Annotated in this window: 25 protein-coding genes and 1 pseudogene; 11 read left to right on the forward strand and 15 right to left on the reverse strand. The window is 61.6% G+C overall.

The window, feature by feature from the left end; translation table 11 throughout:
• Window positions 1-20: 20 nt before the first annotated feature.
• From VFB05_RS11030 to VFB05_RS11050, 5 genes are all read right to left on the reverse strand, one after another.
• Window positions 21-995 (reverse strand): hypothetical protein, encoded by a 975-nt coding sequence (locus tag VFB05_RS11030; RefSeq protein ID WP_325012099.1) that lies wholly within the window; start codon window positions 993-995, stop codon window positions 21-23.
• 232 nt (window positions 996-1,227) lie between these two features.
• Window positions 1,228-1,419, reverse strand: a complete 192-nt coding sequence (locus tag VFB05_RS11035; protein ID WP_325012101.1) for a hypothetical protein — start codon at window positions 1,417-1,419, stop codon at window positions 1,228-1,230.
• Between the two features lie 290 nt (window positions 1,420-1,709).
• Complete coding sequence (locus tag VFB05_RS11040) at window positions 1,710-2,078, reverse strand: YidB family protein (protein WP_414643180.1); 369 nt, start codon at window positions 2,076-2,078, stop codon at window positions 1,710-1,712.
• Between the two features lie 167 nt (window positions 2,079-2,245).
• On the reverse strand, window positions 2,246-2,443 hold the full coding sequence (locus VFB05_RS11045; RefSeq protein WP_325012103.1) for a hypothetical protein: 198 nt from the start codon (window positions 2,441-2,443) through the stop codon (window positions 2,246-2,248).
• A gap of 155 nt (window positions 2,444-2,598) precedes the next feature.
• Window positions 2,599-3,255: a glutathione S-transferase family protein gene (locus VFB05_RS11050; protein ID WP_325012105.1), complete on the reverse strand. Its 657-nt coding sequence runs from the start codon at window positions 3,253-3,255 to the stop codon at window positions 2,599-2,601.
• Window positions 3,256-3,350: 95 nt separating this feature from the next.
• Here VFB05_RS11050 and VFB05_RS11055 point away from each other — a divergent pair, with 95 nt between their 5' ends.
• Window positions 3,351-4,034: a DUF599 domain-containing protein gene (locus VFB05_RS11055; RefSeq protein ID WP_325012107.1), complete on the forward strand. Its 684-nt coding sequence runs from the start codon at window positions 3,351-3,353 to the stop codon at window positions 4,032-4,034.
• A gap of 18 nt (window positions 4,035-4,052) precedes the next feature.
• Here VFB05_RS11055 and VFB05_RS11060 read toward each other — a convergent pair whose 3' ends face one another.
• Window positions 4,053-4,391 (reverse strand): helix-turn-helix domain-containing protein, encoded by a 339-nt coding sequence (locus VFB05_RS11060; protein ID WP_325012109.1) that lies wholly within the window; start codon window positions 4,389-4,391, stop codon window positions 4,053-4,055.
• A gap of 193 nt (window positions 4,392-4,584) precedes the next feature.
• Between VFB05_RS11060 and VFB05_RS11065 the strand changes: the two genes are divergently transcribed.
• Window positions 4,585-5,433: a polysaccharide deacetylase family protein gene (locus tag VFB05_RS11065; RefSeq protein WP_325012112.1), complete on the forward strand. Its 849-nt coding sequence runs from the start codon at window positions 4,585-4,587 to the stop codon at window positions 5,431-5,433.
• A 145-nt stretch (window positions 5,434-5,578) separates the two neighbouring features.
• Window positions 5,579-6,853, forward strand: a complete 1,275-nt coding sequence (locus tag VFB05_RS11070; RefSeq protein ID WP_325012114.1) for a polysaccharide deacetylase family protein — start codon at window positions 5,579-5,581, stop codon at window positions 6,851-6,853.
• A gap of 4 nt (window positions 6,854-6,857) precedes the next feature.
• On the opposite strand, the gene VFB05_RS11075 is transcribed toward VFB05_RS11070, so the two are convergent.
• The 5 genes and pseudogenes from VFB05_RS11075 to VFB05_RS11095 form a co-directional block, all read right to left on the reverse strand.
• A complete protein-coding gene (locus VFB05_RS11075) occupies window positions 6,858-7,232 on the reverse strand; it encodes a hypothetical protein (RefSeq protein WP_325012116.1) in 375 nt (124 codons plus the stop codon).
• A gap of 484 nt (window positions 7,233-7,716) precedes the next feature.
• Window positions 7,717-8,064 (reverse strand): RidA family protein, encoded by a 348-nt coding sequence (locus VFB05_RS11080; RefSeq protein ID WP_325012118.1) that lies wholly within the window; start codon window positions 8,062-8,064, stop codon window positions 7,717-7,719.
• A 7-nt stretch (window positions 8,065-8,071) separates the two neighbouring features.
• A pseudogene (locus tag VFB05_RS11085) lies at window positions 8,072-8,298 on the reverse strand (FAD-dependent oxidoreductase); the annotation flags it as partial.
• A gap of 309 nt (window positions 8,299-8,607) precedes the next feature.
• Complete coding sequence (locus tag VFB05_RS11090) at window positions 8,608-9,216, reverse strand: MarR family winged helix-turn-helix transcriptional regulator (protein WP_325012120.1); 609 nt, start codon at window positions 9,214-9,216, stop codon at window positions 8,608-8,610.
• Between the two features lie 85 nt (window positions 9,217-9,301).
• Window positions 9,302-9,979: a DUF2848 domain-containing protein gene (locus tag VFB05_RS11095; RefSeq protein WP_325012122.1), complete on the reverse strand. Its 678-nt coding sequence runs from the start codon at window positions 9,977-9,979 to the stop codon at window positions 9,302-9,304.
• A gap of 83 nt (window positions 9,980-10,062) precedes the next feature.
• Between VFB05_RS11095 and VFB05_RS11100 the strand changes: the two genes are divergently transcribed.
• Both VFB05_RS11100 and VFB05_RS11105 read left to right on the forward strand, forming a co-directional pair.
• Complete coding sequence (locus VFB05_RS11100; RefSeq protein ID WP_325012124.1) at window positions 10,063-10,593, forward strand: flavin reductase family protein; 531 nt, start codon at window positions 10,063-10,065, stop codon at window positions 10,591-10,593.
• Window positions 10,594-10,628: 35 nt separating this feature from the next.
• Window positions 10,629-11,009, forward strand: a complete 381-nt coding sequence (locus VFB05_RS11105) for a cupin domain-containing protein (protein ID WP_325012126.1) — start codon at window positions 10,629-10,631, stop codon at window positions 11,007-11,009.
• A 25-nt stretch (window positions 11,010-11,034) separates the two neighbouring features.
• Here VFB05_RS11105 and VFB05_RS11110 read toward each other — a convergent pair whose 3' ends face one another.
• From VFB05_RS11110 to VFB05_RS11120, 3 genes are read right to left on the reverse strand one after another with little or no spacing between them, the layout of a single operon-like run.
• Window positions 11,035-12,231: an amidohydrolase family protein gene (locus VFB05_RS11110; protein WP_325012128.1), complete on the reverse strand. Its 1,197-nt coding sequence runs from the start codon at window positions 12,229-12,231 to the stop codon at window positions 11,035-11,037.
• Window positions 12,232-12,246: 15 nt separating this feature from the next.
• Window positions 12,247-13,725, reverse strand: a complete 1,479-nt coding sequence (locus VFB05_RS11115; protein ID WP_325012130.1) for a 4-hydroxyphenylacetate 3-hydroxylase family protein — start codon at window positions 13,723-13,725, stop codon at window positions 12,247-12,249.
• Between the two features lie 52 nt (window positions 13,726-13,777).
• Complete coding sequence (locus VFB05_RS11120; protein ID WP_325012132.1) at window positions 13,778-14,374, reverse strand: amino acid synthesis family protein; 597 nt, start codon at window positions 14,372-14,374, stop codon at window positions 13,778-13,780.
• A gap of 178 nt (window positions 14,375-14,552) precedes the next feature.
• On the opposite strand from VFB05_RS11120, the gene VFB05_RS11125 reads away from it, so the two are divergent.
• The 6 genes from VFB05_RS11125 (at window position 14,553) to VFB05_RS11150 (ending at window position 21,681) form a co-directional block, all read left to right on the forward strand.
• A complete protein-coding gene (locus VFB05_RS11125) occupies window positions 14,553-15,782 on the forward strand; it encodes an ABC transporter substrate-binding protein (RefSeq protein ID WP_325012134.1) in 1,230 nt (409 codons plus the stop codon).
• Window positions 15,783-15,883: 101 nt separating this feature from the next.
• Complete coding sequence (locus VFB05_RS11130) at window positions 15,884-16,762, forward strand: branched-chain amino acid ABC transporter permease (RefSeq protein ID WP_325012135.1); 879 nt, start codon at window positions 15,884-15,886, stop codon at window positions 16,760-16,762.
• Between the two features lie 2 nt (window positions 16,763-16,764).
• The gene (locus tag VFB05_RS11135; RefSeq protein WP_325012137.1) at window positions 16,765-17,598 is read left to right on the forward strand and encodes a branched-chain amino acid ABC transporter permease; all 834 of its coding nucleotides are present in this window, start codon (window positions 16,765-16,767) and stop codon (window positions 17,596-17,598) included.
• Window positions 17,595-18,356, forward strand: a complete 762-nt coding sequence (locus VFB05_RS11140; RefSeq protein ID WP_325012139.1) for an ABC transporter ATP-binding protein — start codon at window positions 17,595-17,597, stop codon at window positions 18,354-18,356. Before VFB05_RS11135 ends, VFB05_RS11140 begins: the two co-directional genes overlap by 4 nt.
• A complete protein-coding gene (locus tag VFB05_RS11145) occupies window positions 18,356-19,093 on the forward strand; it encodes an ABC transporter ATP-binding protein (protein WP_325012141.1) in 738 nt (245 codons plus the stop codon). The genes VFB05_RS11140 and VFB05_RS11145 overlap by 1 nt, the downstream gene beginning before the upstream one ends.
• Before the next feature lie 260 nt (window positions 19,094-19,353).
• Window positions 19,354-21,681, forward strand: a complete 2,328-nt coding sequence (locus tag VFB05_RS11150; protein WP_325012143.1) for a Tex family protein — start codon at window positions 19,354-19,356, stop codon at window positions 21,679-21,681.
• 107 nt (window positions 21,682-21,788) lie between these two features.
• Here the strand turns inward: VFB05_RS11150 and VFB05_RS11155 are convergent, their stop codons facing one another.
• Window positions 21,789-22,058, reverse strand: a complete 270-nt coding sequence (locus VFB05_RS11155; protein ID WP_325012145.1) for a DUF2312 domain-containing protein — start codon at window positions 22,056-22,058, stop codon at window positions 21,789-21,791.
• Window positions 22,059-22,095: the final 37 nt, after the last annotated feature.

Here is a 22,095-nt window from a genome sequence, read left to right on the forward strand (position 1 = left end):
AAAAACTTGTCTCGCGAAGTTCAATTGGGGGAAGCAGCAGGCGGCGCCGCTTGCGGCGCCAGCGATGTGGCCGGCGCCGGTGTCCGTGCGGGCTTCGGCGCTGCCTGTTTCTTGGCCGCAGCTACCGCCGGCGATGCCGAAGCCGACGGTCGCGGCGACGGGCTGGGCGTGGCTGCCGGGGCCGCAGCCGCGTGCGAACTTGTGGTCGTGGGCTCGGCCGTCATGATGCTCACGGGCGGCGTCGAGGCGGCGCTCGGAAATTCGGCATTGGTCGGCCTGCCGGTCGGCACGCCCGGGATGAGCGCAGCAACGGGCGGGACCGCGGCCACAACCGGCGCCGGCGTCGCATTCCACGCAAGCGAATAGCGCCCGACCAGACCGTCATAGGTCCGCTCCTCGATATTCGAGGTGATGCGGCTGCGGTCGGTCAGCGATTTGAACACGGCGCAATCGGACGGCGTGCAATGGTCGCGAACGACCAGCACTTGGGCCATCAGCCCGTAGCGATCGTGCTCGACCGCCCGGCGTAACGCTTCGATCTCTGGCGTCGTGTTGCGGCTGTCTGTCGTCACGTCGCCGAAGCTGGTCAGGCGCGTGATCTGGCGGGCGGCATAAGCGAGCGCTGCGGCGGTCGACTCCGGCGAGCCGAACACGGCCTTTTCGCAGGCAGAGAGAACGGCCTCTCCGGCGAGGTCGTCGACGCAGGCGAGCGCCGGGAGACTGGCCGTCGCCACGCTCGCAACTGAGGAAGAGTGGTTGTCGTCAGTTGCGCCGGAACTCGGCGTGCCGAAGCTGCGCATGGTTGCGGCGAGCGCAATCCCGACAGCCAACAGTGTAATGACCGTCAGCGCGCCATTCGCCACTGACTTCTCTGCCCGCAACAGCGTGATCACCACAATGACAGCGAAAAATGCCGCTGCGGCCAATGTCAGCCACATCGGAAATGCCGGCGAACGCCACATCTGATCGAGCGAGTTGGCCCAGGCCCAGTTCATGCGCGACGTCCTTTAGCACAGCAAAGGCGCACTCGGCCCTTGCGAGCTTGCGAATCCAAAGAAATCGGCAAGACGAAGTCTTGCGTCGCTTGGTTCGGAAATCCGCCTGACGTCATGCAGCCACGATGCGGAAATCAGACCGCCACACCAGCTTGGCCAACAACCTATTTCCGCGAACCGGACCTTTTGACGGCGGATAAAGCGAAACTCGCTTCATCCATGGCGCACAACGTCAAGAAAGCGCGAGCTGGCTTTCCTTGGCCACGCGCTCGAACGCCTCGGTAGAGCTCTTGATACGGTATTGGCAGTCGTCACCATCGGTCGGAAGCAGGCGGATCACTTCGTAGGTGCCGCTCGCCGCCGGACGTGCAACATTGCTGGCGGTAAAATAGACGGTCTCTCCAACCTTATATTTATGCGTCAACGCCCATCTCCATCACGCAAAACGTCAGCGCCGCCTAGGGTCCCACCTGCGTCGGCTGACTGAAACAAACAGCGGCTGTATAGCACGCGGCCAAACTTTTTGGCCAGCGCAATCCACACATGGCAAACGCGATAATTTGCAAGATTTTCAGTTAGATAAATGGCCGATCAGGGACCAATTGACCGCCCCGAAAGGCGGTTCCGGGAACCCGTGCGGCCGTCCCTAGAACCCTAGGTTCAGGCAAGCAAATAATACCGCCGGGCGTTGTACTCCCGGCGGCTCGGGCGAGATCAGGCCGTGTGCGGCAGTTTGCCGTCTGGGCTCGCGTGATCGACGGCCTTGGGCAGCTGCTGCGCCAGAATCTGGGTGATCTGGTCGACCGGAATGTTGTACTTGGCGGCGAGCTGGCGAACCGTGTCGCTGCCCAGCACCTGCTGCAATTGCTCCGCCGTGATTGGCAGGTTCTGTCCATTGCCAAGCCACGACTTCACCTGGTCGCCCAAACCAGCCTCCTGCAGTTTGGCGACGATCGCGTTGAGGCCGCCCTGCCCGCCGCTGCCCATCACTTCGCTCAATACGGCAGGCAACACCGCAGCCCCTAACTGGCCGAGCGCGCCTTTGAAAGCCGGCGAGTTTTCCAATGAATCGAGAATGCCCATGATCGAACCCCTTTGGGTTAGGTGGCGAAACTGGTTCCCAGATTCAGAACGCTTTACCAGGTTCCGGTCAAGCGTCGAATTCGGCGAACCGTAGCCGATTTGAGCTGCACGGCTCGCGTGAAGCGGCCGTCACAAATCCATTACACGGGAGGAAGGCCGATTGGGTGTCAGCCCCTGCTGGAGGTTGGAACGGCCTCGACATCAGGCGCTTTTGGACTGACGTCGCCGGGCATGATTTCGTCGGCCTGCGATTTAAGGTTGGCTGCTTTTTCCACCAGGGCTGCTGCCAATTCGGGGTTCCCTGTTGCGCGGGCGAAACTCAACAGTGCGATCGCCTGACGCGACAAATACCCTTTTCCCACCATCACACATCCCCAACAAGATTATCGACCGATAACGCGCGCAGGCACGATCGGTTTCGTGACGGTGCACAAGTGAACGTGAAAAAGTACGTCAGAGACCAGAAAACCTCACCGGGAACCGAAGCATTCTCCGGATCCCGCCGGTTCGATCGGACGAATCAGGCCGTCTCGAATTTCTCGATGACGAGCGTCTCGGCAAGCCCAGCCTCGGTCCACTCCGCAAACGCCGGCAGCGCCATCATCGTGTCCATGTAGGCTTGCGTCTCCCTCGTCACCGCAACCGCATAGGTGCGGAAGCGATGCACCACCGGCGCGAACATCGCATCGGCCGCGCCGAAGGCGCCAAACAGAAACGGTCCGGACTGCCGATAGCGTTCGCGGCAGTCGGTCCAGATTTCCTGGACACGCGCGATATTGGCGCGCGCATCGTCCGACAGTTCGATCGCGCGAACCGGCCGATGCAGGTTCATGCCGCATTCGTTGCGAAGCGCGGCAAATCCCGAATGCATCTCCGCCGAGACCGAGCGTGCATGCGCGCGCTGGGCCGGATGCTCGGGCCACAGGCGCTTTTCCGGAAAACGCTCGGCAATGTATTCGATGATCGCCAGCGAATCCCAGATGGTCACGCCACCATCGATCAGGATCGGCACCTTGCCGGCGCGGGAGACGTCAAGAATCCGCTGCTTGTCGGCCACGCCCGTATAGAGCGGAACGAAAATCTCCTCGAACGGAATCTGGCTCGCGCGCAGCGCGAGCCATGGCCGCATCGACCACGACGAATAGTTCTTGTTACCGATCACGAGCTTCAACGACATTGCGAATTTGCTCCCACCTGTTGCTGCAATGTATCAAGCGCCCGTTGCCGCCATCAAGCCAACATGGCAGCATTCCTGGTCACGGGGCTTTAAGCATGCGCGCTTATCTGGTCGATATTCTTGCGGTCGGCTTTTTCGTTCTGGAATGGTCGGTTTACTCGTTCACGCTTGAGCATAGCGCCTATGGACGCGACAGCCTTTCCGCCCGCATGCATATCTATCGCGAGGTCTGGATTCGCCGCGTGCTCGAGCGGGAGGCCCGCATGGTCGACATGCAGATCATGGCGTCCTTGCAAAACGGCACGGCCTTTTTTGCCTCTTCCAGCCTGATTGCGGTCGGCGGCGCGATGGCGCTGTTGCGCTCGACGAGCGAAGCACTGGGCGTGCTGAAGGCGCTTCCGATCGACATGAGCCCGTCGCCAGCGCTGTGGGAACTCAAATGCTTCGGGCTGATCCTGATTTTCATCTACGCATTCTTCAAGTTCGCCTGGGCCTACCGGCTGTTCAACTATGTCGCCATCCTGCTCGGCTCGATGCCGCCGGCATCGCAGCGCGATACCGCGGAAGCCGAGGCGCACGTCGTCAGGACCACGCGATTGTTTGAAAGCGCTGGCCGGCACTTCAACCGCGGACAGCGTGGGTTCTTTTTCGCGCTCGGCTATCTCGGCTGGTTCATCAGTCCCTGGGTGCTGTTCGCGACCACCGCAGCCGTGGTGATCGTCACCTGGCGCAGGCAATTTGCCTCAAATGCGTGGCGAGCGATGGAAAACCAGACCTAGCCGCCGCGTGAGCGGCGATCAGGATTTGGCGAGCGCCGAAAACACCGTCTCGGGCGCATGCGCAATGACGGCCAAAAGGGCCCGCGCCGGACCGCGCGGCATCCGCTTGCCCTGCTCCCAGTTGCGGATGGTCTCGACCGGAACGCCGAGGCGGCTTGCGAATTCCATCTGCGTCAGACAGGCGCGGCGGCGCAGATCGCGCACCGCAGGCGGCGTCTCGGTTTCAGCCGCGGTCGCCGCGATGGAAACCGCAGAGGCAGTTGCCGGTGATGCGGGCATGAACGGCGCGAGCGGAAACTCCTGCCCGTCCCTCAATTCGACGATCCGTCCGTCTGCCTTTAAGCGAAGGCGCTGCATTCTCGCCTCATCTTGCGTGCATGGCGGGCCAACGTTGAAAGACCATGGCCCTTTCGATAATCCAGAGTGTGCGCGATCCACGTTAACACTCGATTAACGATACTTTTGTCACCCCTTGTCCAGGGCGGCGATCTGTTCGCCAGCGGCGTGGGCCCTCCGGTTAGGCATTTCAAGGTAATCTGAGCTTCTCTTCATGCAAAAACCTAATTTAATCAGGCTCGGGTCGGACTGCCCGTGGAGAAATGCCCTGCTGCTGGGCATCATTTTCTGGGCGAGCCTCTTCTGGGCCGTCTTTGCCGGTCCCGCCTCGGCCGCAACTGGCCAGACTGCCCAATGTCCGCGTCCGGGCACGCTTGGCACCGCGCGGGTTCTACCGGTCGATGCCGCCACGACACCGCGCGTGGGCTTGAAGAGCTTCCCGCAGTCGCTGCCGCTCGCCGACCACGAAGTTGTCCTCACCTTCGACGACGGCCCCTGGCCACCGACGACGTCCCGGGTGCTGGCGGCGCTCGCGAAGGAATGCGTGCACGCAACCTTCTTTTTGATCGGCAGGAATGCAGCCCCATATCCGGAACTGGTGCGGCGGATTGCGGCTGAAGGCCACACCGTCGGCACGCACACCTGGTCGCACCCGAACATCGAGCAGATCAAGCCGGACCTTGCGACCGAGGAAATCGATCACGGCATTTCGGCGATCGAAATGATCCTGCACGGCAAGGCAACGACGACCCCGACGACGCCGTTTTTCCGTTTCCCCGGCTTTCAGTCGACAGAAGCGACGCTGGATCAAATGCAGTCGCGCGGCATTGTCGTATTTGGAGCTGACATGTGGGTCAGCGACTGGAACAGAATGACGCCGCGGCAGGAATTGAAGCTGGCAATTGACCGGCTCAACGCCGCCGGCAAGGGAATTATCCTGTTCCACGACACCAAGACCTGGACGGCAGCAATGCTGCCAGCATTCTTGCGGTATCTTCGCGACAACGGGTATCACGTCGTCCACGTGATCCCGGCTGAACCTGCCGCTGCCGGCCGCCAGTAACATGGCGAAAACACTTGTGGACGTCCGGCCGTTAAGGCCGCATTCACATTGCAGCATGTCATGATGGACCCTCTAGAGCATGGGTGACGGAAGCTTTTTCATGGGTAGAGCGTGGCGTGGAGTTCGGTCATGGCGGCAGACCGCCGTGGCCGTTTTTGGCCTGCTCGCCGGTCTGACCGCCCAAGCGGCCGCAGCGGAGGATTGTCCCGGCCACCCAAACGCGCTCGGAACGTCACGCACGCTGGTGGTCGATCCTCGCGAGCATCCGCGCATCGGCACCATGCAATATCCGGAAACGCTGCCGCTCGCCGATCATGAGGTGGTGCTGACCTTCGACGACGGGCCGCTGCCGCGCAACAGCAACAAGATCCTGGATATTCTTGCTGCCGAGTGCGTGAAGGCGACCTTCTTCACCATTGGCAATATGGCGCGGTCATCGCCGGAGGGCGTTCGCAAGCTGCTCGCGGCGGGTCATACCATTGCGACCCACACGCAGGATCATCCGCTCAGCATGAATCACATGTCGACCGAGCGCGCCAAGCAGGAGATCGATGACGGCATCGCCTCGGCCAAGGCGGCGCTTGGCAACGATGCCGGCTCGCTGTCGCCGTTCTTCCGCATTCCAGGTCTGCTGCGGGCCGACAATGTCGAGGAATACACGGCCGAACAGGGAATTCAGATCTGGAGTGCCGACTTTCTCGCCGACGACTGGCGGCACATTTCCTCGCAGCGCGTTTACGACCTCGCGATCAGCCGGCTCGAGGCCAAGGGAAAAGGCATCCTGCTGCTCCACGACATCCAGGCGCGCACGGTTGCGGCGCTGCCGCGTATTCTCGAAACGATGAAGGCGCGCGGCTATCGCATCGTCCACGTGGTACCGGCGACGGCCGATCGTCCAGCAACGCCGACCGAGCCGCGTGAATGGCTGCTGCATCCCGCGCCCGACATGATCGCGCAGTGGCCGCAGGTGCCTAATTTCGTTTTCAGCAATATCGGCAACGTTCCGGTTCCCGCACGGTCGGACTTCGACGTCACCGAAGCCGAGCCGATGCTGCATGAGACGTCGCTGTCCCGCACGTCCTGGCCGGAACCGTCGGAGCCGACGGCAGGTGATGCGACCGTGGCGCTGGCTGCGCCGGCGCCTACTCTGTTCGAAGTCCAGGGTAATCTCGACGTTGCGCTGCGAAACGCCTCCACACATATTTCGCGTCGCGCGCAAGCTGCCGCTTCGACCCAAGCCGACACCGGCAGGCGGCGGCTCTCGCGGCGGGAACGACACCGCCTGGCGAACAGCCGCACAGTGCGGCTCGCACACGCCGGACATCAAGCGCACGCCGGCAGCGCTTCGAAGTCAAAGGCGGCAACAGCGCGCCGTGCTTCGGCCCGCCGCGTCGTTCAGGTCCGCAAGCGGCACGTGTAAGGATTTAGTCCGCGACCAGCTTCGACACGCACAGCAGCACGATCAGCGCGAGAAAAAGCAGGTCGATATAGGCTTTCATCTCGCCGGCGTGGCGCAGATCGGAAACCTCGTTGACGATCAACCTGCGCTGGGAACTTGCCGAGTGCCCTTCGCCGGCCGCAATCGCTAGACGGCGCGTTTCACCTTCCAGCCGTTCGATGCGCTGGAAGAAGTAGAACGAGCGCAACGCGGAGGCCGCCCGCATCGCGCTATAGATCAGCACCATGATCGCAACGATGGCGCGTTGGTTGTACTTGTCCAGAAAGTTGAGGCTGTAATAGACCAGCGCCAGGAAGACGAAGTTGGAAGCAAACCGGTAGGCATAGCTCAGGAACTTCATGTGCGTCATCCATCCGATGCAAGCATGGACACTTCGAGCAAACGGCCCTTGGAGAATAGAACTTCACGAGGGAGCGCGAATCCGGTGCAGGCATACACCGGCACCGTGACACGGCGGCAATGGGCGCCTTCTGCGAGCGCTCGAATCCTATGGAATTTACACCTCGTATCTACCCACGCCGTATCGGTGCCTTCAAGCCTGATACCGGTTTTTCCCGGCCTGAATGGATGATGCCAACTCAAGTCCGGCGACGCCCTCTGGTTTTACGCGTGCTTCGGTACACGCCCTCCAGGAGCTAGCACCCCCATCAAATTCGCTTTTGAAAACTCAAGCCAAACAGACAATGCCAGCCTCGTGAGCGCAATCCCAATTCTGGAGCACGAGGCGCCGTCACCGCTTTTTCATATGCGAAACAGAGGTGACCGTCTTATCCGCCCACGGCCGCGAAACAATGGGTAGCAAGGCGAATGCAAACATCCCTGCATCAGCCTTTGAGCGCGGTCACCACGACCTCGATGAGGGCGCTACCACCGAGATCGGCGACGCCGACCGTCGCGCGCGTGGGAAGATTCTCGCCAAAGAACTCGGTCCAGGCAGCGTCCATTTCCTTCTTCTTCGAAAGATCGGTGACGAAGATCGAGGCGCTGACGACTCGGGAGGCGTCCGTGCCCGCCTCCTTCAGATAGCCGGCGATCTTGCCGAGAATGTTTCGCGTCTGGTCGCCGATCGAGACGCTCGTGTCATCGGCGATCGTACCGCCGAGGAAGACGAAGCCATTGGCCTCGACCGCGCGGTGCATGATGGGAGTGCGGATCTTGCGAGTGATGCTCATGATGTCCTCATCTTGTTGGGAGCGTCGCGGAAAGGAAACGGTCGATGCCGAGATCGCCGATGCGGGTCTGCGTGCCGCCATTGACGATCGCTCCGCCATGACGGCTCCGGCACCGGGACCGAGTTGGAAGCCATGCAGCGAAAACCCGAACTGATGGTACAGGCCCTTGTGAATGGCGCTGGGGCCAAACACCGGCAAATCGTCCTTTGTCCGGGCTTCAATTCCGGCCCAGGCCAAGGCGGCGCAACTCACCGCCGCAGTTCTCGCGGCCAGCTGCAATGCACCCTCCGTAGCTGCATCGCAATGGCATGAATGAGCGCGCGGAGATCGCCGCTTGAGGCCTCAACGTGGGATTACGGCGCGCCCGGAGGTCGGTCGCATTTGGCGCGATTTCAACAGCTTACCCAGCGACCGACAAAAAAGGTGCCTATCAGATCCAAGGGCGGCGCCTTTCAGGCTTTCCAGGAGCTTTTGCGCCAATCATTACTCTCTCGAGCCGCAAACCCCGCGCCTGTATTAGCAGCGGCGTGTGGGTCCGGCAGCTCACGCCACCTTTGACGGCTCCTTGATTGAGGATTTGTAGCGTTGCAGCGCAAAGGCCTTGTCGCTCGAATCGATCAACGCTTCCAGAATGCGCGAAATCGATTGGAACTCTTCGCGGCTAAGCGGGCCGAACTCGACGTCGTTAATCTCGCGCTGATAGGGCGCGAGCTTGCGAAGCAGCGCCTTGCCCTTCTCGGTGATGGCGAGCGAAATTCGCCGCCGGTCAGCGCTATCCTGTTTCTTCTCGATCAGACCGAGCGTCTGCAGCTTGCTGGTCACGGTGGTGACGAAGGCGCCGCTCATGTGCAGATGATCGGCGATTGTCTTGACGTTGACGTCGCCATCCAGACCGAGATGGCCGATCGAAATGAGGATCGTGTACTCGATGCCGGCAAGCCCGACTTGGCGAGCATGGCCGTCGCGGATCGATTCATGCCGCGCCATGAAGGCAAAGATGTTGTGCACGAGCCTGCGGAAATCGCGATCAGTACCGTCGCTCAGGAGTTCGGGCCGCGTGACAGTTAGCGGCAGCCCGCCACGCGCATTGGCTGGTTCGGCGCGTCGTGGCGTTTGCTGCCCTCGTTCAGCTTTGACCTTTTGGCGCGACACGTGCGTTCTCCGAATAATCTCTCTGTGGGAAGCCCTACCCGATTTTCGAGTGTGGCAGAATCAGTTCGAATACCTATGCGATGGATCAAGTCACCACCGGCAGGATGTCAATATCGTAAGCATGCCGGAGCGTGCGATTGAGCACCGGATCGGTGAGCTCCACTTCGAAGCGGCTCGCGGGACGAATCCCGCCGATCGCGGCGAGCGTTCCGCAAAACATGATGGTGCCCGACGAAAGCAACGTGCCATACCGCGAAATCAAATCAGCCGGCGTGCGCATCGCGCCGAGCAGACCTTCCTGATAGGTCGTGCGGTGGCCGTCGATCGTCGCAAAGGCCCGCAATTGCAGACGATCCCAGTGATCGGCGACATCGTCCAGCAGCCACAGGTCACGCCCAATAGGCTTGGCACAGAGCTGTTTTGAAAGCGCAATTCCCATCGTTTCGGCCTTGCGGTCGGTGTGATCCGAGCCGACTGTTAGCCAGAGCCGCCCGCCATGCGCGATCACGACGGGCTCGGCCTCGCCGGACGTGTCAGGCCCGAGCACTTGAATGCGCGATGCCTGAGTCACGCTGAGCGCGCTATTTCGGTAGAATACCGGAACCGAGGACGGCCGCGGCACGCCGATGGCTGCAAGCTCCTCGATGTGATGGCGCAAAGCCGCCTCGTCGCAGCCGGTCCAGCCCGCGACGATCAGCGCTGCGACGTTGACGTCGATCCGCTCGGTGGCGCCCTGCCGGGGTGCGAACTGGAATTCGAGCACTGCTTTCGATGCCTCCACAAAACACTTTGTAAAATAGCTAATTTATGGAGTATATATAACCCAAAGCCGTTCCGGAGGCCAGCATGGACGCGCGCAAATTCCGCAATGCTCTTGGCAAATTTCCGACCGGCGTGGTCGTGGTCACGGCGCGAATGCCATCCGGCGAGCTGATCGGGATGACCATGAGCTCCTTCAACTCGGTGTCGCTTGACCCGCCACTGATCTTGTTCAGCATTCATCGTAACGCGCACAGCTTTGCGGCCTGGCAGTCGGTTTCGCGCTACGCCGTCAACGTCCTCAACGAGGATCAGGAACAAGTGTCCAACCAGTTTGCGCGCCCGAACGGCAATAAATGGGAGGGACTGACGATCCTCACCGGCAAGTACGGCGCTCCCATGCTTCCGAACGCCGGCGTGGTATTCGAGTGCGAGAATTATGCCCAATATGACGGAGGCGACCACGGGATATTCGTCGGCCGCGTCGAAGCCTTGCACGAGCACGCCTTCACATATCAACGGCCGCTCGTATTCTTCGAAGGCCGATACCGCCAGCTTGCGGGCGCCGCGACCGCCCATACACCACCGCCCGAGGCCGAGCTTTTGCACGGCTGGTAAGATTTCTTCTATTTTCAACCCAGGGAACGACCGTTATGGCGATCAACAAGGAACATAAAGAATTCCACGCGCTCGATATGTCGAGCGGTTGGGAGACGCCGGCCGGCTATCCTGCCGGCATCCAGCAGAAGATCCTCTCAGGCGCGCTCGACGAAAAGAACGGAAAGGGCTCGCGTTCGCGCCTGTTGCGTTTCGCGCCCGGCGTTTTCACGACCAAGCCGTTCGTGCACGAATACTGGGAAGAGGTGTATCTGATCTCGGGAGATCTCACGGTCGGCAACGACGAACAGGGCAACGGCGGGGAATCTTTCGCGCCCAACACCTATGCTTCCCGGCCACCCGGAGCCTGGCACGGCCCGTTCAAATCCGAGAAGGGCTGCCTGCTATTCGAAATCCACTATTTCGATCCGGCCTAGGATCGAAAATCGCGCGGCGCAAAACTCAGTGCGCCGCGGCGGCAAAATCCTGCATCACGGTTGACTTGACAACCCGTGCCTTGCGCGTGGTCGCCGGCGTGTTGCGGCTGCGGCCGACAAAACGCGGCACACCGGCTGTCATGACCGCGCCGATCGCGGCGATGTCGCCATGCCTGATCGCATCGAGCGCCGTATTTTGCGTGCCGCCATCAGGCGCATCGAGCAGCACGATATCGGCGGCATGTCCTACCTTGAGGAAACCGCTGTCCAACCGATAGACGCGCGCGTTGTTACCACTCGCCGCACAGATCGCCTGTTCCGGGGTCATGGTCGTAAGGCTCGCGAGATGCGCCATGGTGTAGAGAATGCCGAGTGGCATGATGCCACTGCCAGTCGGCGTGTCGGTCGCAATGATGAACCGATCGAAGGCTTTGAACTCCATCGCGAGCTTGCCGCATAACAACGTCGTGCGCAGGTTGCCCGCCGTGCAGACCTGAAGCGCGATCTCGCTTTCGCGGATGACGCGCTCGAAATCGCGATCGGGCATGGCGGTCGGCCCGCCGTTGATATGAAACGAGACGTGCGGATGCATCTTGAGCAAGTGATCGCCGGTGATCGCGCCAGAGCCAGGAATCGATGAACCGCCGGTGTGGCAGGTGGTGATCAGGCCCGCCGCTTTCGCTGCTGCGACCAGCGGCACGTAGTCATAGGATGTCTTCACCGCACCAAAACCGGCCTTGGCGAGGCCCACGCCCTTCTTTGCAAGCTCGATGAAGTCCTCGTCAGTCAGGCCGGGCTCGAGAATGACCGAGCCTGCAATCACGCGCATGCCGCCGGGACGATAGTCGGCAAAGCAGCGCTGCGCCGCGACCGCCAGCGCCTTGACGCCCTCTGCGTCCCGCGGCCGGCCCGGAACATGCACTTCGGAAGCGGAGATCGAGGTGGTCACGCCGCCGTGCAGATAGCTTTCGAGATAGCCGACGGTGCGCTGTCGTGGCGTGTAGTCGCCAAACGTAATGTGCACATGGGAATCGATCAGCCCGGGAATGGCGGTCATGCCGCCGCCGTCGATCACAACATCGCAGGCCTCGATCGCGGCGGCACTGGCGGTGCCGGCGCTGACAATCCTGCCGTCATGAGCAACAACCGTGTCGCCTTGGACGAACGGATCGCGCCAGTCGCCGGAAACGATGGCCCCGAGGTTGGTGATTGCGACTTTCATGCTCGCCTTCCAGCGTTAGTGCTTCACCCCGCCGAGTTCATCGTCCAGACTATACGAGGCCATCAGGTTTTCGACCATCGCGGTCGCGCCGTTCCAGTCGTAGGTGCGGAAACTGTGGCCTGCCGTGACAAAGCGCGCACCCGCATAGAACATCTCGTATTGCTGGTGGCGGGAACCGAATTCGGATCCGACCGCGTCCCAGCAGGCTTTGAGGAACTTCACCTTGTCCTCCGGCTCCAGATTCGCAGCACGCTGCGTTGTATGGATGATCTTGCTGAGCATGGGATCATTGAAATCCTTGATCGAGGACGGCAGCATGATCATCGCACCGCCCGAGAGTTCGCGGATCGCATTGACGAACTGCGGATAAAGATCCTGCGTCAGCACCTGGGCGGAATACATGAAGTGCTTGTTGGGCACCCAATAGTCACCAGCTCTGGAGCCACTCGCTTCCATGCCCGACAGCATCGCTTCCACCATCGCGGCCTGGGCGGCCATGTAGCCGAGCTTCTCGCTCACGGAGGGGATATTCGTGGTGCCGATCGCCTCGGTCAGACGGCGCGCAAGACCGGCAAGAAAACGGAGCTTCACCGAGAGGCGAATTTGCGCCTGGTAATTCTGGTACGAGTGCCCCCAGGTATCGTGGAACTGCTGGCGGCAGACATCGGTGTCCCGGTAGACGAACAAACGATCCCAGGGCACCTTGACGTCGTCGAAATAGATCAGGGCGTCGTTCTCATCAAAACGCGACGAGAGCGGATTGTCGAAGACAGATACCGCGGAGGCTTCGTAGGATTTTCGCGAAAGCACGCGGATGCCCTTGGCATTCATGGGCAACGCGCAGGAGAAGGCAAGGTCCTCTTCGCCGGGCTTCAGCGGCTGCAAGTTGGCGACCAGCACCTCATTGGCCATGATCGATGACGTTCCGAGCATCTTCGCGCCGCGGATCGTGATCCCGGTCGAGTCTTCATCGACGATGCGCGCGACAAGATCCGACACCTGGTCGCCCCAGTTCTTGGCGCGTTCGGCCTGCGGATTGATGATCACATAGGTGAGGAACAGGTCACTCTTGGTGGCATAGTCGACATAATCTTCCAGCGCCTTCGCCCGCTGCGGCCCATGCTTACGGAAGATCTCGATGCCCATGCGCTGGCCGATCAAGGCCGAGGCCACGTGATCGGGCGAGCGGCCCATGAAACCGTAGTGCACCCGCGACCAGGCCTGCAGCGCCTTGCGGCGCGTCACCATCTCCTCATAGCTCTTCGGCATCTGCCAGGCGCGGTTGACACGGCGGTTCGAGCCTTCCGGCATGAACGTCATGAGCTCGATATTTTCCGGCCTGGCCTGATAATCGTAAAGCGCCGCCGAAGACTGCACCGCATTGCGGAACGCCGGATGGGTGGTCACATCCTCGACGAGCGCGCCATCGATGTAGACCGTACGCCCATCGCGCAAGGAGGCAATGTGCTCGGCACCTGTCTTTGCAACCGTCATGTTCCGCTCCACCCTGATGGTCTTCCAAGAACCGTCTGCGCCGGCAAAACGGCTAGGTCAGTCCGTCCTGCCCCTTGATCTCCGCCGCCGACAGGCCGCCAACGCGCTGGTTCGGCCGGCCCCGCGTCGCATAGACGGCGATGATCGCGATCTCGTTCGCCTGCGGCGCATCCGGCAGCGTCAGCGTCATGCCATCGTAATGCGAGCGCACGTAAAGCGCATCCTTATGCGCCAGCGGAATGTCGATCATAGCGCCCGGCGCGGCGCGCTTGGTCATCGAGGAGATCCAGGCCTTGCCGCCGCCAACAGCCTCGCGCATCACGTTGCCGAACACCGTGGTGAGCATGGCATTGCCGTGCTCCTGCTCGCCATTGATGCCGACCACGGCGGCCTTGCCGTAACTGACGGCTTGATCCGGCGCCAGCAAGCCCACGGCAATGGCGCAGATCTCGCGGCCGATCGCTTCGCTCGCCTTCGTCAGCAGGCTAAGGTCCTGCACGAAGCGGCCGGCAAAGGGATTGTCGATGATCGCGACCGCGGCGGCCTTGCGCAGGGGCGGCACAGTGTCGCGACCATCGGCCACACGCGTCTCGTCGAGGAACGTCAGCACGCGCTTGATTCTTATGGTGTCGACGCCTGTTTCGGCCATCGCGCGTCCTCCCAAGTGCTAAACTATCTTCCATAATTACATAACTAACGAAGCTTTTCAAGCTCGCTTTCTGATGCTAGCTTCCCGCAAGTAAGGCCTGAGGGGAAGCTGCTTGGGCGGACCTCCCTGAAGCCGATCGCACTGATCGCAAACAACGCGACTAACGGGAGGATTCCGCATGACGTCCAAAGTTATGAGAGTGCTCGGTGCCGCGGGACTCACGCTGGCGCTGTCGGGAATGATCGCAAGCGCACCGGCTTACGCGGCCGATGCCGAGATCGTTCTCGGTGCGATTGTGCCATCGAGCGGACCGTTCGCCGAATGGGGTCGCACCAACACGGCGACGCTGCAAATGCTCGAGAAACAGGTCAATGATGCCGGCGGCGTCAATGGCGCGAAGCTCCGCATCGTGATCCTCGATGACGCGACCAAGCCGGCGCAGGCAACGAACGATCTTCGCAAGCTCGCCGGCGACGATCACGTGCTCGCTGTCGCCGGCCCGCTGACGTCGAGCGCCGCGGAAGTCACCTTCCCGGTCGCCAACGAAATGAAGGTGGTTGCGACCTCGCAGGCCTCATCGAAACCTGGCGTCGCCAAGCTCAACCGTCCCTGGGCGTTCCGCAACACCATCGACGAAGGTGTGCTCGGCCGAACCACGGTGCCGTATTACAAGCAGGCCTTCAACATCAAGAACGTCGCCATCATCTTCGATGCCAAGGATGCAACCGCGGCGACAGTCGGCAGCAAGATCATGCCCGGCCTGATGAAGGAAAACGGCATCGAGGTTCTTAACGCCACCGACCCCCTCTCCTTCAACACCGGCGACCTCGACGTCAGCGCCCAGATCACCAAGATCAAGGCGCTCAATCCTGACGGGGTCGTCGTCAGCGCCGACTACAGCCAGGCCATTACCGTAATCCGCGAGATGAAACGCCAGGGCGTCATCAAGCCGATCGTTGGCGCGACCCAGCTGATTTCGTCGGCGATCCTGAAAGCAGCGCCGGAAATTCCGATCGTGGCGCCGGCAAGCTTCTACGCCAGCATGCCCGGCGACAAGCCGCAGGCCTTCGTCAAGGAGCTGACGCCGATCCTACGCAAGATTTCGGGCCTGCCCGCCGAGATCGAGCCCTCGATGTACGACGCCAACATCTACGAGATCGCCAGCATCTATGTTGATGCGGTCAAGAAGGCCGGCGTGACCGGCAAGCCGGAAGACCTCGAGGCCGACCGCACCAAGATCCGCGATTACATGACCAAGCTTTCGGGTTTTGCCGGGCTCGGCGGTCCGATTTCCTTCAATGCGGACGGCGACGCCATCAAGGCCTTCTACATCGTGCAAGGCCAGAACGGCGCGTGGCAATCGAAGGTGCGCGGCTGCAGTGCGCCGGACGGTAAGCAGGGCTGCTGAACGTCACCTAAACTCGTCATGCCCGGCTTTGCGCCGGGCATGACCGACAAAAAGACAAACGACACAATCTCGAAAAACACCTCTCCTCAGGGGACGCATTCGTGCTGGTCCAGCAACTCGTGAACGGTCTGACGCTCGGCGCGGTCTACACGCTGATCGCGCTGTCCTTCTCGCTGGTGATGGGCATTCTCGGGGTGCTCAACCTTGCCATTGCGGAACTCTTCATGCTCGGCGGCTATTTCGGTTTCACCGTGGTGATGGCGCAACTGCCGCTGCCGCTCGCGCTCGTTGCCGGCATGGCGGGTGCGGCATTGGTCGCCGCCATTGTCGAGCGCATCGGCTATCAGCCGTTTCGCGCGGCGCCCGTGGTGACGCCGATGCTGTCGACGCTGGGCTTCTCGATCATCCTGCAGAACGTCGCGACCAATGTCTGGGGCTCCGACCCGCTGCAACTGACCGACGAGGTCTTGAGCGGCCGGTACAATATCGGCCCGGTCAGCGTCAGCGCGATTCAGCTCACCGTACTCGGTGTGACCGTGTTACTCGTCGCGCTGCTGGCCTTTCTGGTACAACGGACCTCGATCGGCCGCGCGCTGCGCGCGGTGGCCGAGAATCGCGACGTCGCGCGGCTGCTCGGCGTGCCCGCCGGCCGAGTCACGCTGATCGCCTTCATGCTGTCCGGTTCGCTTGCCGGCGCGGCCGGCGTTCTGATCGGCGTGCATTACGCGGCGATCACGCCCTATATCGGGGTCGAAATCGGTCTCAAGGCGATCGCAGTGATGGTGGTCGGCGGCACCACCCGCATCTGGGGCGCGCTGATCGCCGGCCCCCTGATGGGCGTGGTGGAAGTGATGACCGTTGCCTACGGCGGCTCGCAGATCCGCGACTTCGTTGTCTATGGCTTCATGATCCTGATCCTCCTGCTGCGTCCGCAGGGGCTGCTCGGCGGCGGCCGCAGCGACCAGGGCCAGAGGGTCTGACCATGTCGATGTATTACGCGGGACTTCTCTCCGACATCGGCATCCTTCTGCTCGGTGCGCTCAGTGTCTACATCATCCTCGCGACCGGGCAGCTTTCGCTCGGCAATGCCGGCTTCATGGGGATCGGCGCCTATCTCACCTCACATCTGACAGTCGTCGTCGGATTGCCGATTACGGCCGCGCTGATCGTGGCAGCGTTGGTGTCGGGCTCCATTGGCATCGCCGTCGGCTTTCCGGCGCTGCGCCTGAGAGGCATTTATCTTGCAATGGCGACACTCGGCTTCGGCGAGATGGTGCGCAGCTTCTTCCAGAATTTTACGCCGATGGGCGGTTCGGAAGGCTTTCATGGCATGCACCACGTCTCCACCGGCTATATCTGGGCGTGGGCTGCCATCGTGCTCGTCGTGATCATGCTGATCGAGGCCTCGCCGATCTGGCTCGAAATCCGCGCCGTGCGCGACGACGAGACCGCGGCCGGCCTGGTCGGCCTCAACGCCACACAAATCAAGGTCGGCGCCTTCGGCTGTGGCGCGGCAGTCGCCGCGATCGCCGGCGGGTTGTTCGCGCACCATCATGTCTATATCGAGCCCGGCAACTTCTCGTTCGAACGCTCGATCGACTTCGTGCTCGCCGTGATCCTCGGCGGCTCGACGGTAGCGCCGGGCGCGCTCGCAGGCGCGGTGCTGCTGGTGATCCTGCCTGAATATCTTCGTTTCCTGGCCGACTGGCGCTTTGCCGCTTTCGGCGCGCTGTTGATCGCAATGCTGCTGGTGCGACGCCAGGGCCTGCTCGATCGTGCATTGTTTCGCTTCGCGCTGCCGAGGTCGAAGGCATGAGCCGGATCACGCCGCCCCGTCTCATCCTCTCCCGCGTTACCAAGACGTTCGGCGGCGTCCGGGCGCTGACCGACCTTTCGCTTGAGGTCGCCCCCGGGCAGATCGTCGGCGTGATTGGCCCGAACGGCGCCGGCAAGACCACAACCTTCAACGTCATCACCGGCGCCTATCGCGCCACCTCCGGCAGCGTGTTGCTCGACGGCCACGACGTCACGTCGGAGCCGTCGCACAAAATCGCGCGCGCCGGCATCATGCGCACCTTTCAGAATATCCGGCTGTTTTCCGACATGACCGTCTGGGAGCATCTTCTGGTAGCGCAGCCGCACACGGGTTCGTTCGTGCGGCGGCTGTTGCCGATGCGCTTTTCCAATCCGAAAACGATCGAACGCGCGGAAGAAGTTCTGGAATTCTTCGGCCTCGGCGATGTCCGCGACCGCCTGGCTCGCTCGCTGCCTTATGGCCTGCAGCGCAAGGTCGAGATGGCGCGTGCCGTCACGGCGCGGCCCAAGCTGTTGCTGCTCGATGAGCCCGTCGCCGGGATGAATCACGACGAGGCCGAGACGATCCGCACCCTCATGCTGAAGCTGCGCGAGGGCGGCCTCAGCATTCTCTTGATCGAACATGACATGGCCTTCGTCATGAACCTCTGCGACCACCTCCATGTTCTCGACTTCGGCGTCTTGATCGCGCAAGGCAAGCCGGACGACATCAGGACCAACCCGGCAGTGCTCGACGCCTATCTCGGACGGGCGGCATAATGTTGAGGGTTCGCGATCTCGTCGTGCGTTACGGGGCAATTCAGGCGGTGCGCGGTATCGACATAGATATCGCAGCTGGAGAGATCGTTGCGCTGATCGGGTCTAACGGAGCGGGTAAGACCACTGTCGCGCGCGCTATCGCCGGGCTTTTGCCCTATCGCGGCGAGATCGCCTTTGAGAGCGGGGTTCTGACGCCCAACAATGCCGAGCGCAACCTGCGGCGCGGAATTGCGCTCGTCCCCGAGGGGCGTGGGATCCTCGGCACAATGACGGTGCAGGACAATCTCCTGATGGGTCTCTACACGCGGGCCGACAAGACCCAGGCCATGACAGAACTGGTCGCACTCCGAGAGCGCTTTCCGATCCTTGCTCAGCGCGGCCATCTGCCAGCGAACTTGATGAGCGGCGGAGAGCAGCAGATACTTGCGATCGCCCGCGCGCTGCTATCGAAGCCGAAGCTGTTGCTTCTCGACGAACCATCGCTTGGGCTTTCGCCGAAAATGACCGATACCGTTTTCGATATGGTCCAGGATCTGCGGCGCGAAGGCCTGACAGTCTTCCTGGTCGAGCAGAAAGCCCGTCAGACGCTGAAGATTGCTGATCGCGCTTATCTGATGGAAACCGGCCGCATCATCACGTCGGGTCCGGCAAAAGAGCTGATCGACGATCCGGTGGTGTCGGAAACGTTCCTGGGTGGCCGCGCCGCACACTCCCGGAAGGCCAGCCCATCCGTCTAGATGACGGTTCTGCCGGATTGACCAGCCGCCGCTCGCAGCGTCCAATACTCGTGTGGGTCGGAGCGAAACTTCGGCAATTTGTCGATCGCGTGATCGGCAACATGTTGGATGCGAAAGCCACAGAAATTTTCCGCAGCGACACAAGTGATCAACAGAACATTCGATCCCGACGCGGGGGTTGATGAATCGCGCCGGATCAGTCCATAAGCGATCGGTCCGGCGACATCATCCGCCGCAGAATTTCGGAGGAAGATTCTCGCGTGAATATCAATCAGAAGATCGCTGAAGAACTTGGCGTCCGCGAACAACAGGTCGTGGCGACGGTGGAACTGCTTGACGGCGGCGCGACGGTGCCGTTCGTCGCGCGCTACCGCAAGGAAATGACCGGCGGCCTCGATGACGCGCAGCTGCGCACGCTGGAAGAGCGCCTGACCTATTTGCGCGAGCTCGAACAACGTCGCGCCGTGATTCTGGAATCGATACGCGATCAGGGCAAGCTTGACGCCGCGCTGGAAGCTTCCATCCTGGCAGCCGACAACAAAGGCCGGCTAGAGGATATCTACCTGCCGTTCAAGCCGAAGCGCCGCACCAAGGCAGAGATCGCCAAGGAAGCCGGGCTCGAACCGCTGTCAGGCCTCCTCCTTGCCAACCCGCAGAACGATCCAAGTCAGGTCGCGGAAAACTTCGTCAATCCCGACAAACAGATCGCGGATGCCACCGCAGCTCTCGAGGGCGCACGCGCTATTCTGGTCGAGCGCTTTGCGGAAGACGCCGATCTGATCGGCGAGTTGCGAGAACAGATGTGGTCGATCGGCCAGATGTCGTCGACCGTCCGCGAGGGGAAGAAGACCGAAGGCGAGAAGTTCAAGGACTATTTCGAGTTCAGCGAGCCGCTGAACAAGCTGCCGTCGCATCGCATCCTGGCGCTATTCCGCGGCGAGAAAGAAGAGATTCTCGATCTTAACATGCAGCCGGAAGCGCCGCCTGCGCCGGCCGCGACTCCGGGTTCCTATGAGCTGAAGATCATGCAGCGCTTCGGCATTTCTGATCAGGGCCGGCCGGGCGATAAGTGGCTGATGGAAACGACGCGCTGGGCCTGGCGCACCAAGATCCAAGTGCATCTTAACATCGACCTGCGGACCCGGCTCTGGACGGCAGCCGAAGAAGAAGGCGTGCGCGTATTCGCCTCCAACCTGCGCGACCTCTTGTTGGCGGCGCCGGCCGGCGCACGCGTGACCATGGGCCTCGATCCAGGCTATCGCTCCGGCGTGAAGACCGCGGTGGTCGATGCGACCGGCAAAGTGGTCGCGACAACGACGATCTACCCGCACGAACCGCAGCGCGCCTGGGATGCGTCGCTGGCCATGCTCGGCAAGCTCGCTGTCGCACACAAAGTTGATTTGATCGCGATCGGCAACGGCACCGCCTCGCGCGAGACCGACAAGCTGGCGTCGGAGCTGGTCAGACTGCTGCCCGATTTGAAGATGTCCAAGATCGTGGTGTCGGAGGCCGGCGCGTCGGTCTATTCAGCCTCCGCCTTCGCCTCCGAAGAGTTGCCCGAGCTTGATGTCACCTTGCGCGGCGCGGTGTCGATCGCCCGGCGCCTGCAGGATCCGCTGGCAGAACTCGTCAAGATCGATCCGAAGGCGATCGGGGTCGGGCAATACCAACATGATCTTGGTGAAACCAAACTCGCCCGCTCGCTCGATGCCGTGGTCGAGGACTGCGTCAACAGCGTCGGCGTTGATGTCAACACTGCTTCAGCGCCCCTGCTCGCCCGCGTGTCGGGCATCGGCAGCGGGCTGGCACAAAGCATCGTTGAACATCGCGACGCCAACGGCCCGTTCAAGTCGCGCAAGGCCCTGAAGGCCGTGCCGCGGCTTGGCCCCAAGGCGTTTGAGCAATGCGCCGGCTTCCTACGAATCAACGACGGCGAGGATCCGCTCGATAAATCCGGCGTGCATCCGGAGGCCTATCCCCTGGTGCGGAAGATTCTGCAGGCCACCAAGAGCGATATCAAGACGTTAATCGGCAATGTGGAGGTCCTGCGCAAGGTGCAGCCGAAAACATTTGTTGACGACACGTTTGGTTTGCCGACGGTGACCGATATCCTGCGCGAACTCGAAAAGCCCGGCCGCGATCCTCGCCCCGCCTTCAAGGCTGCGGTGTTCATGGAAGGCGTTGAGAAGCTGAGCGACCTGAAGCCGGGGATGGTCCTTGAGGGCGCTGTCACCAACGTCGCCGCCTTTGGCGCATTCGTTGACATCGGCGTGCACCAAGATGGCCTCGTGCACATCTCGGCGATGTCGAAGACCTTTATCAAGGACCCGCGCGAGGTCGTGAAGCCCGGCGATATTGTCAAGGTTAAGGTGCTGGAAGTCGACGTCGCTCGTAAGCGCATCGCGCTGACGCTACGCATGGATGATCCGGTCGGCGCCAAGGCCGATCGCCCGCAAGGTGATCGCGGGCCGCGCTTCAACGAACGGCAGATGACGTCACGGGGATCGGTCAAGCAGGATAGCGGCGCTGGAGCATTCGCGGACGCGATGCGGCGAGCAACGGAACGCGGCCCCGGGAAAGCCAAGTAACCTCTGCGTCGTCGTGCGGGCCTCCGTTAGGGCCACAGCAACGGGGAGTACGTTAGCGACAGCGTGATGGTTCGCTCCATCTACGCTGTCGCCAACCCGTTTATTTCTCAGGCAGCTTTGGCGATCTTCTCCGGTTCCGCCTGCTCCATGGCGCGCATGTAGAGATCAAGCAGACTCTCACGTTCGTCGCGCTCGTCCTGGTCCTGCTTTCGCAGTTTGATGATCTCTTTCAGGATCTTGACATCAAACCCTTCGCCTTTGGCCTCCGCAAACACTTCCTTCTTTTGTTCGTTCAGTTCCTGCAATTCAGTGTCGATATTTTCAATCCGTTCGACGAACGCGCGAATTTTGCCGCCGGGAATGGTGACGTCAGACATAGTGCCTCCCTGATAAGTGGAAGCTGTGAAAATGACC

The sequence above is a fragment of the Bradyrhizobium sp. genome (assembly GCF_035652035.1).
Taxonomy (GTDB): Bacteria; Pseudomonadota; Alphaproteobacteria; order Rhizobiales; family Xanthobacteraceae; genus Bradyrhizobium.

Coding starts and splice junctions, on each gene's coding strand:
- VFB05_RS11030 (WP_325012099.1), bottom strand. CDS start 995: ATGAACTGGGCCTGGGCCAACTCGCTCGATCAGATGTGGCGTTCGCCG.
- VFB05_RS11040 (WP_414643180.1), bottom strand. CDS start 2,078: ATGGGCATTCTCGATTCATTGGAAAACTCGCCGGCTTTCAAAGGCGCG.
- VFB05_RS11045 (WP_325012103.1), bottom strand. CDS start 2,443: ATGGTGGGAAAAGGGTATTTGTCGCGTCAGGCGATCGCACTGTTGAGT.
- VFB05_RS11050 (WP_325012105.1), bottom strand. CDS start 3,255: ATGTCGTTGAAGCTCGTGATCGGTAACAAGAACTATTCGTCGTGGTCG.
- VFB05_RS11055 (WP_325012107.1), top strand. CDS start 3,351: ATGCGCGCTTATCTGGTCGATATTCTTGCGGTCGGCTTTTTCGTTCTG.
- VFB05_RS11060 (WP_325012109.1), bottom strand. CDS start 4,391: ATGCAGCGCCTTCGCTTAAAGGCAGACGGACGGATCGTCGAATTGAGG.
- VFB05_RS11065 (WP_325012112.1), top strand. CDS start 4,585: ATGCAAAAACCTAATTTAATCAGGCTCGGGTCGGACTGCCCGTGGAGA.
- VFB05_RS11075 (WP_325012116.1), bottom strand. CDS start 7,232: ATGAAGTTCCTGAGCTATGCCTACCGGTTTGCTTCCAACTTCGTCTTC.
- VFB05_RS11080 (WP_325012118.1), bottom strand. CDS start 8,064: ATGAGCATCACTCGCAAGATCCGCACTCCCATCATGCACCGCGCGGTC.
- VFB05_RS11100 (WP_325012124.1), top strand. CDS start 10,063: ATGGACGCGCGCAAATTCCGCAATGCTCTTGGCAAATTTCCGACCGGC.
- VFB05_RS11105 (WP_325012126.1), top strand. CDS start 10,629: ATGGCGATCAACAAGGAACATAAAGAATTCCACGCGCTCGATATGTCG.
- VFB05_RS11110 (WP_325012128.1), bottom strand. CDS start 12,231: ATGAAAGTCGCAATCACCAACCTCGGGGCCATCGTTTCCGGCGACTGG.
- VFB05_RS11115 (WP_325012130.1), bottom strand. CDS start 13,725: ATGACGGTTGCAAAGACAGGTGCCGAGCACATTGCCTCCTTGCGCGAT.
- VFB05_RS11120 (WP_325012132.1), bottom strand. CDS start 14,374: ATGGCCGAAACAGGCGTCGACACCATAAGAATCAAGCGCGTGCTGACG.
- VFB05_RS11125 (WP_325012134.1), top strand. CDS start 14,553: ATGACGTCCAAAGTTATGAGAGTGCTCGGTGCCGCGGGACTCACGCTG.
- VFB05_RS11135 (WP_325012137.1), top strand. CDS start 16,765: ATGTCGATGTATTACGCGGGACTTCTCTCCGACATCGGCATCCTTCTG.
- VFB05_RS11140 (WP_325012139.1), top strand. CDS start 17,595: ATGAGCCGGATCACGCCGCCCCGTCTCATCCTCTCCCGCGTTACCAAG.
- VFB05_RS11145 (WP_325012141.1), top strand. CDS start 18,356: ATGTTGAGGGTTCGCGATCTCGTCGTGCGTTACGGGGCAATTCAGGCG.
- VFB05_RS11155 (WP_325012145.1), bottom strand. CDS start 22,058: ATGTCTGACGTCACCATTCCCGGCGGCAAAATTCGCGCGTTCGTCGAA.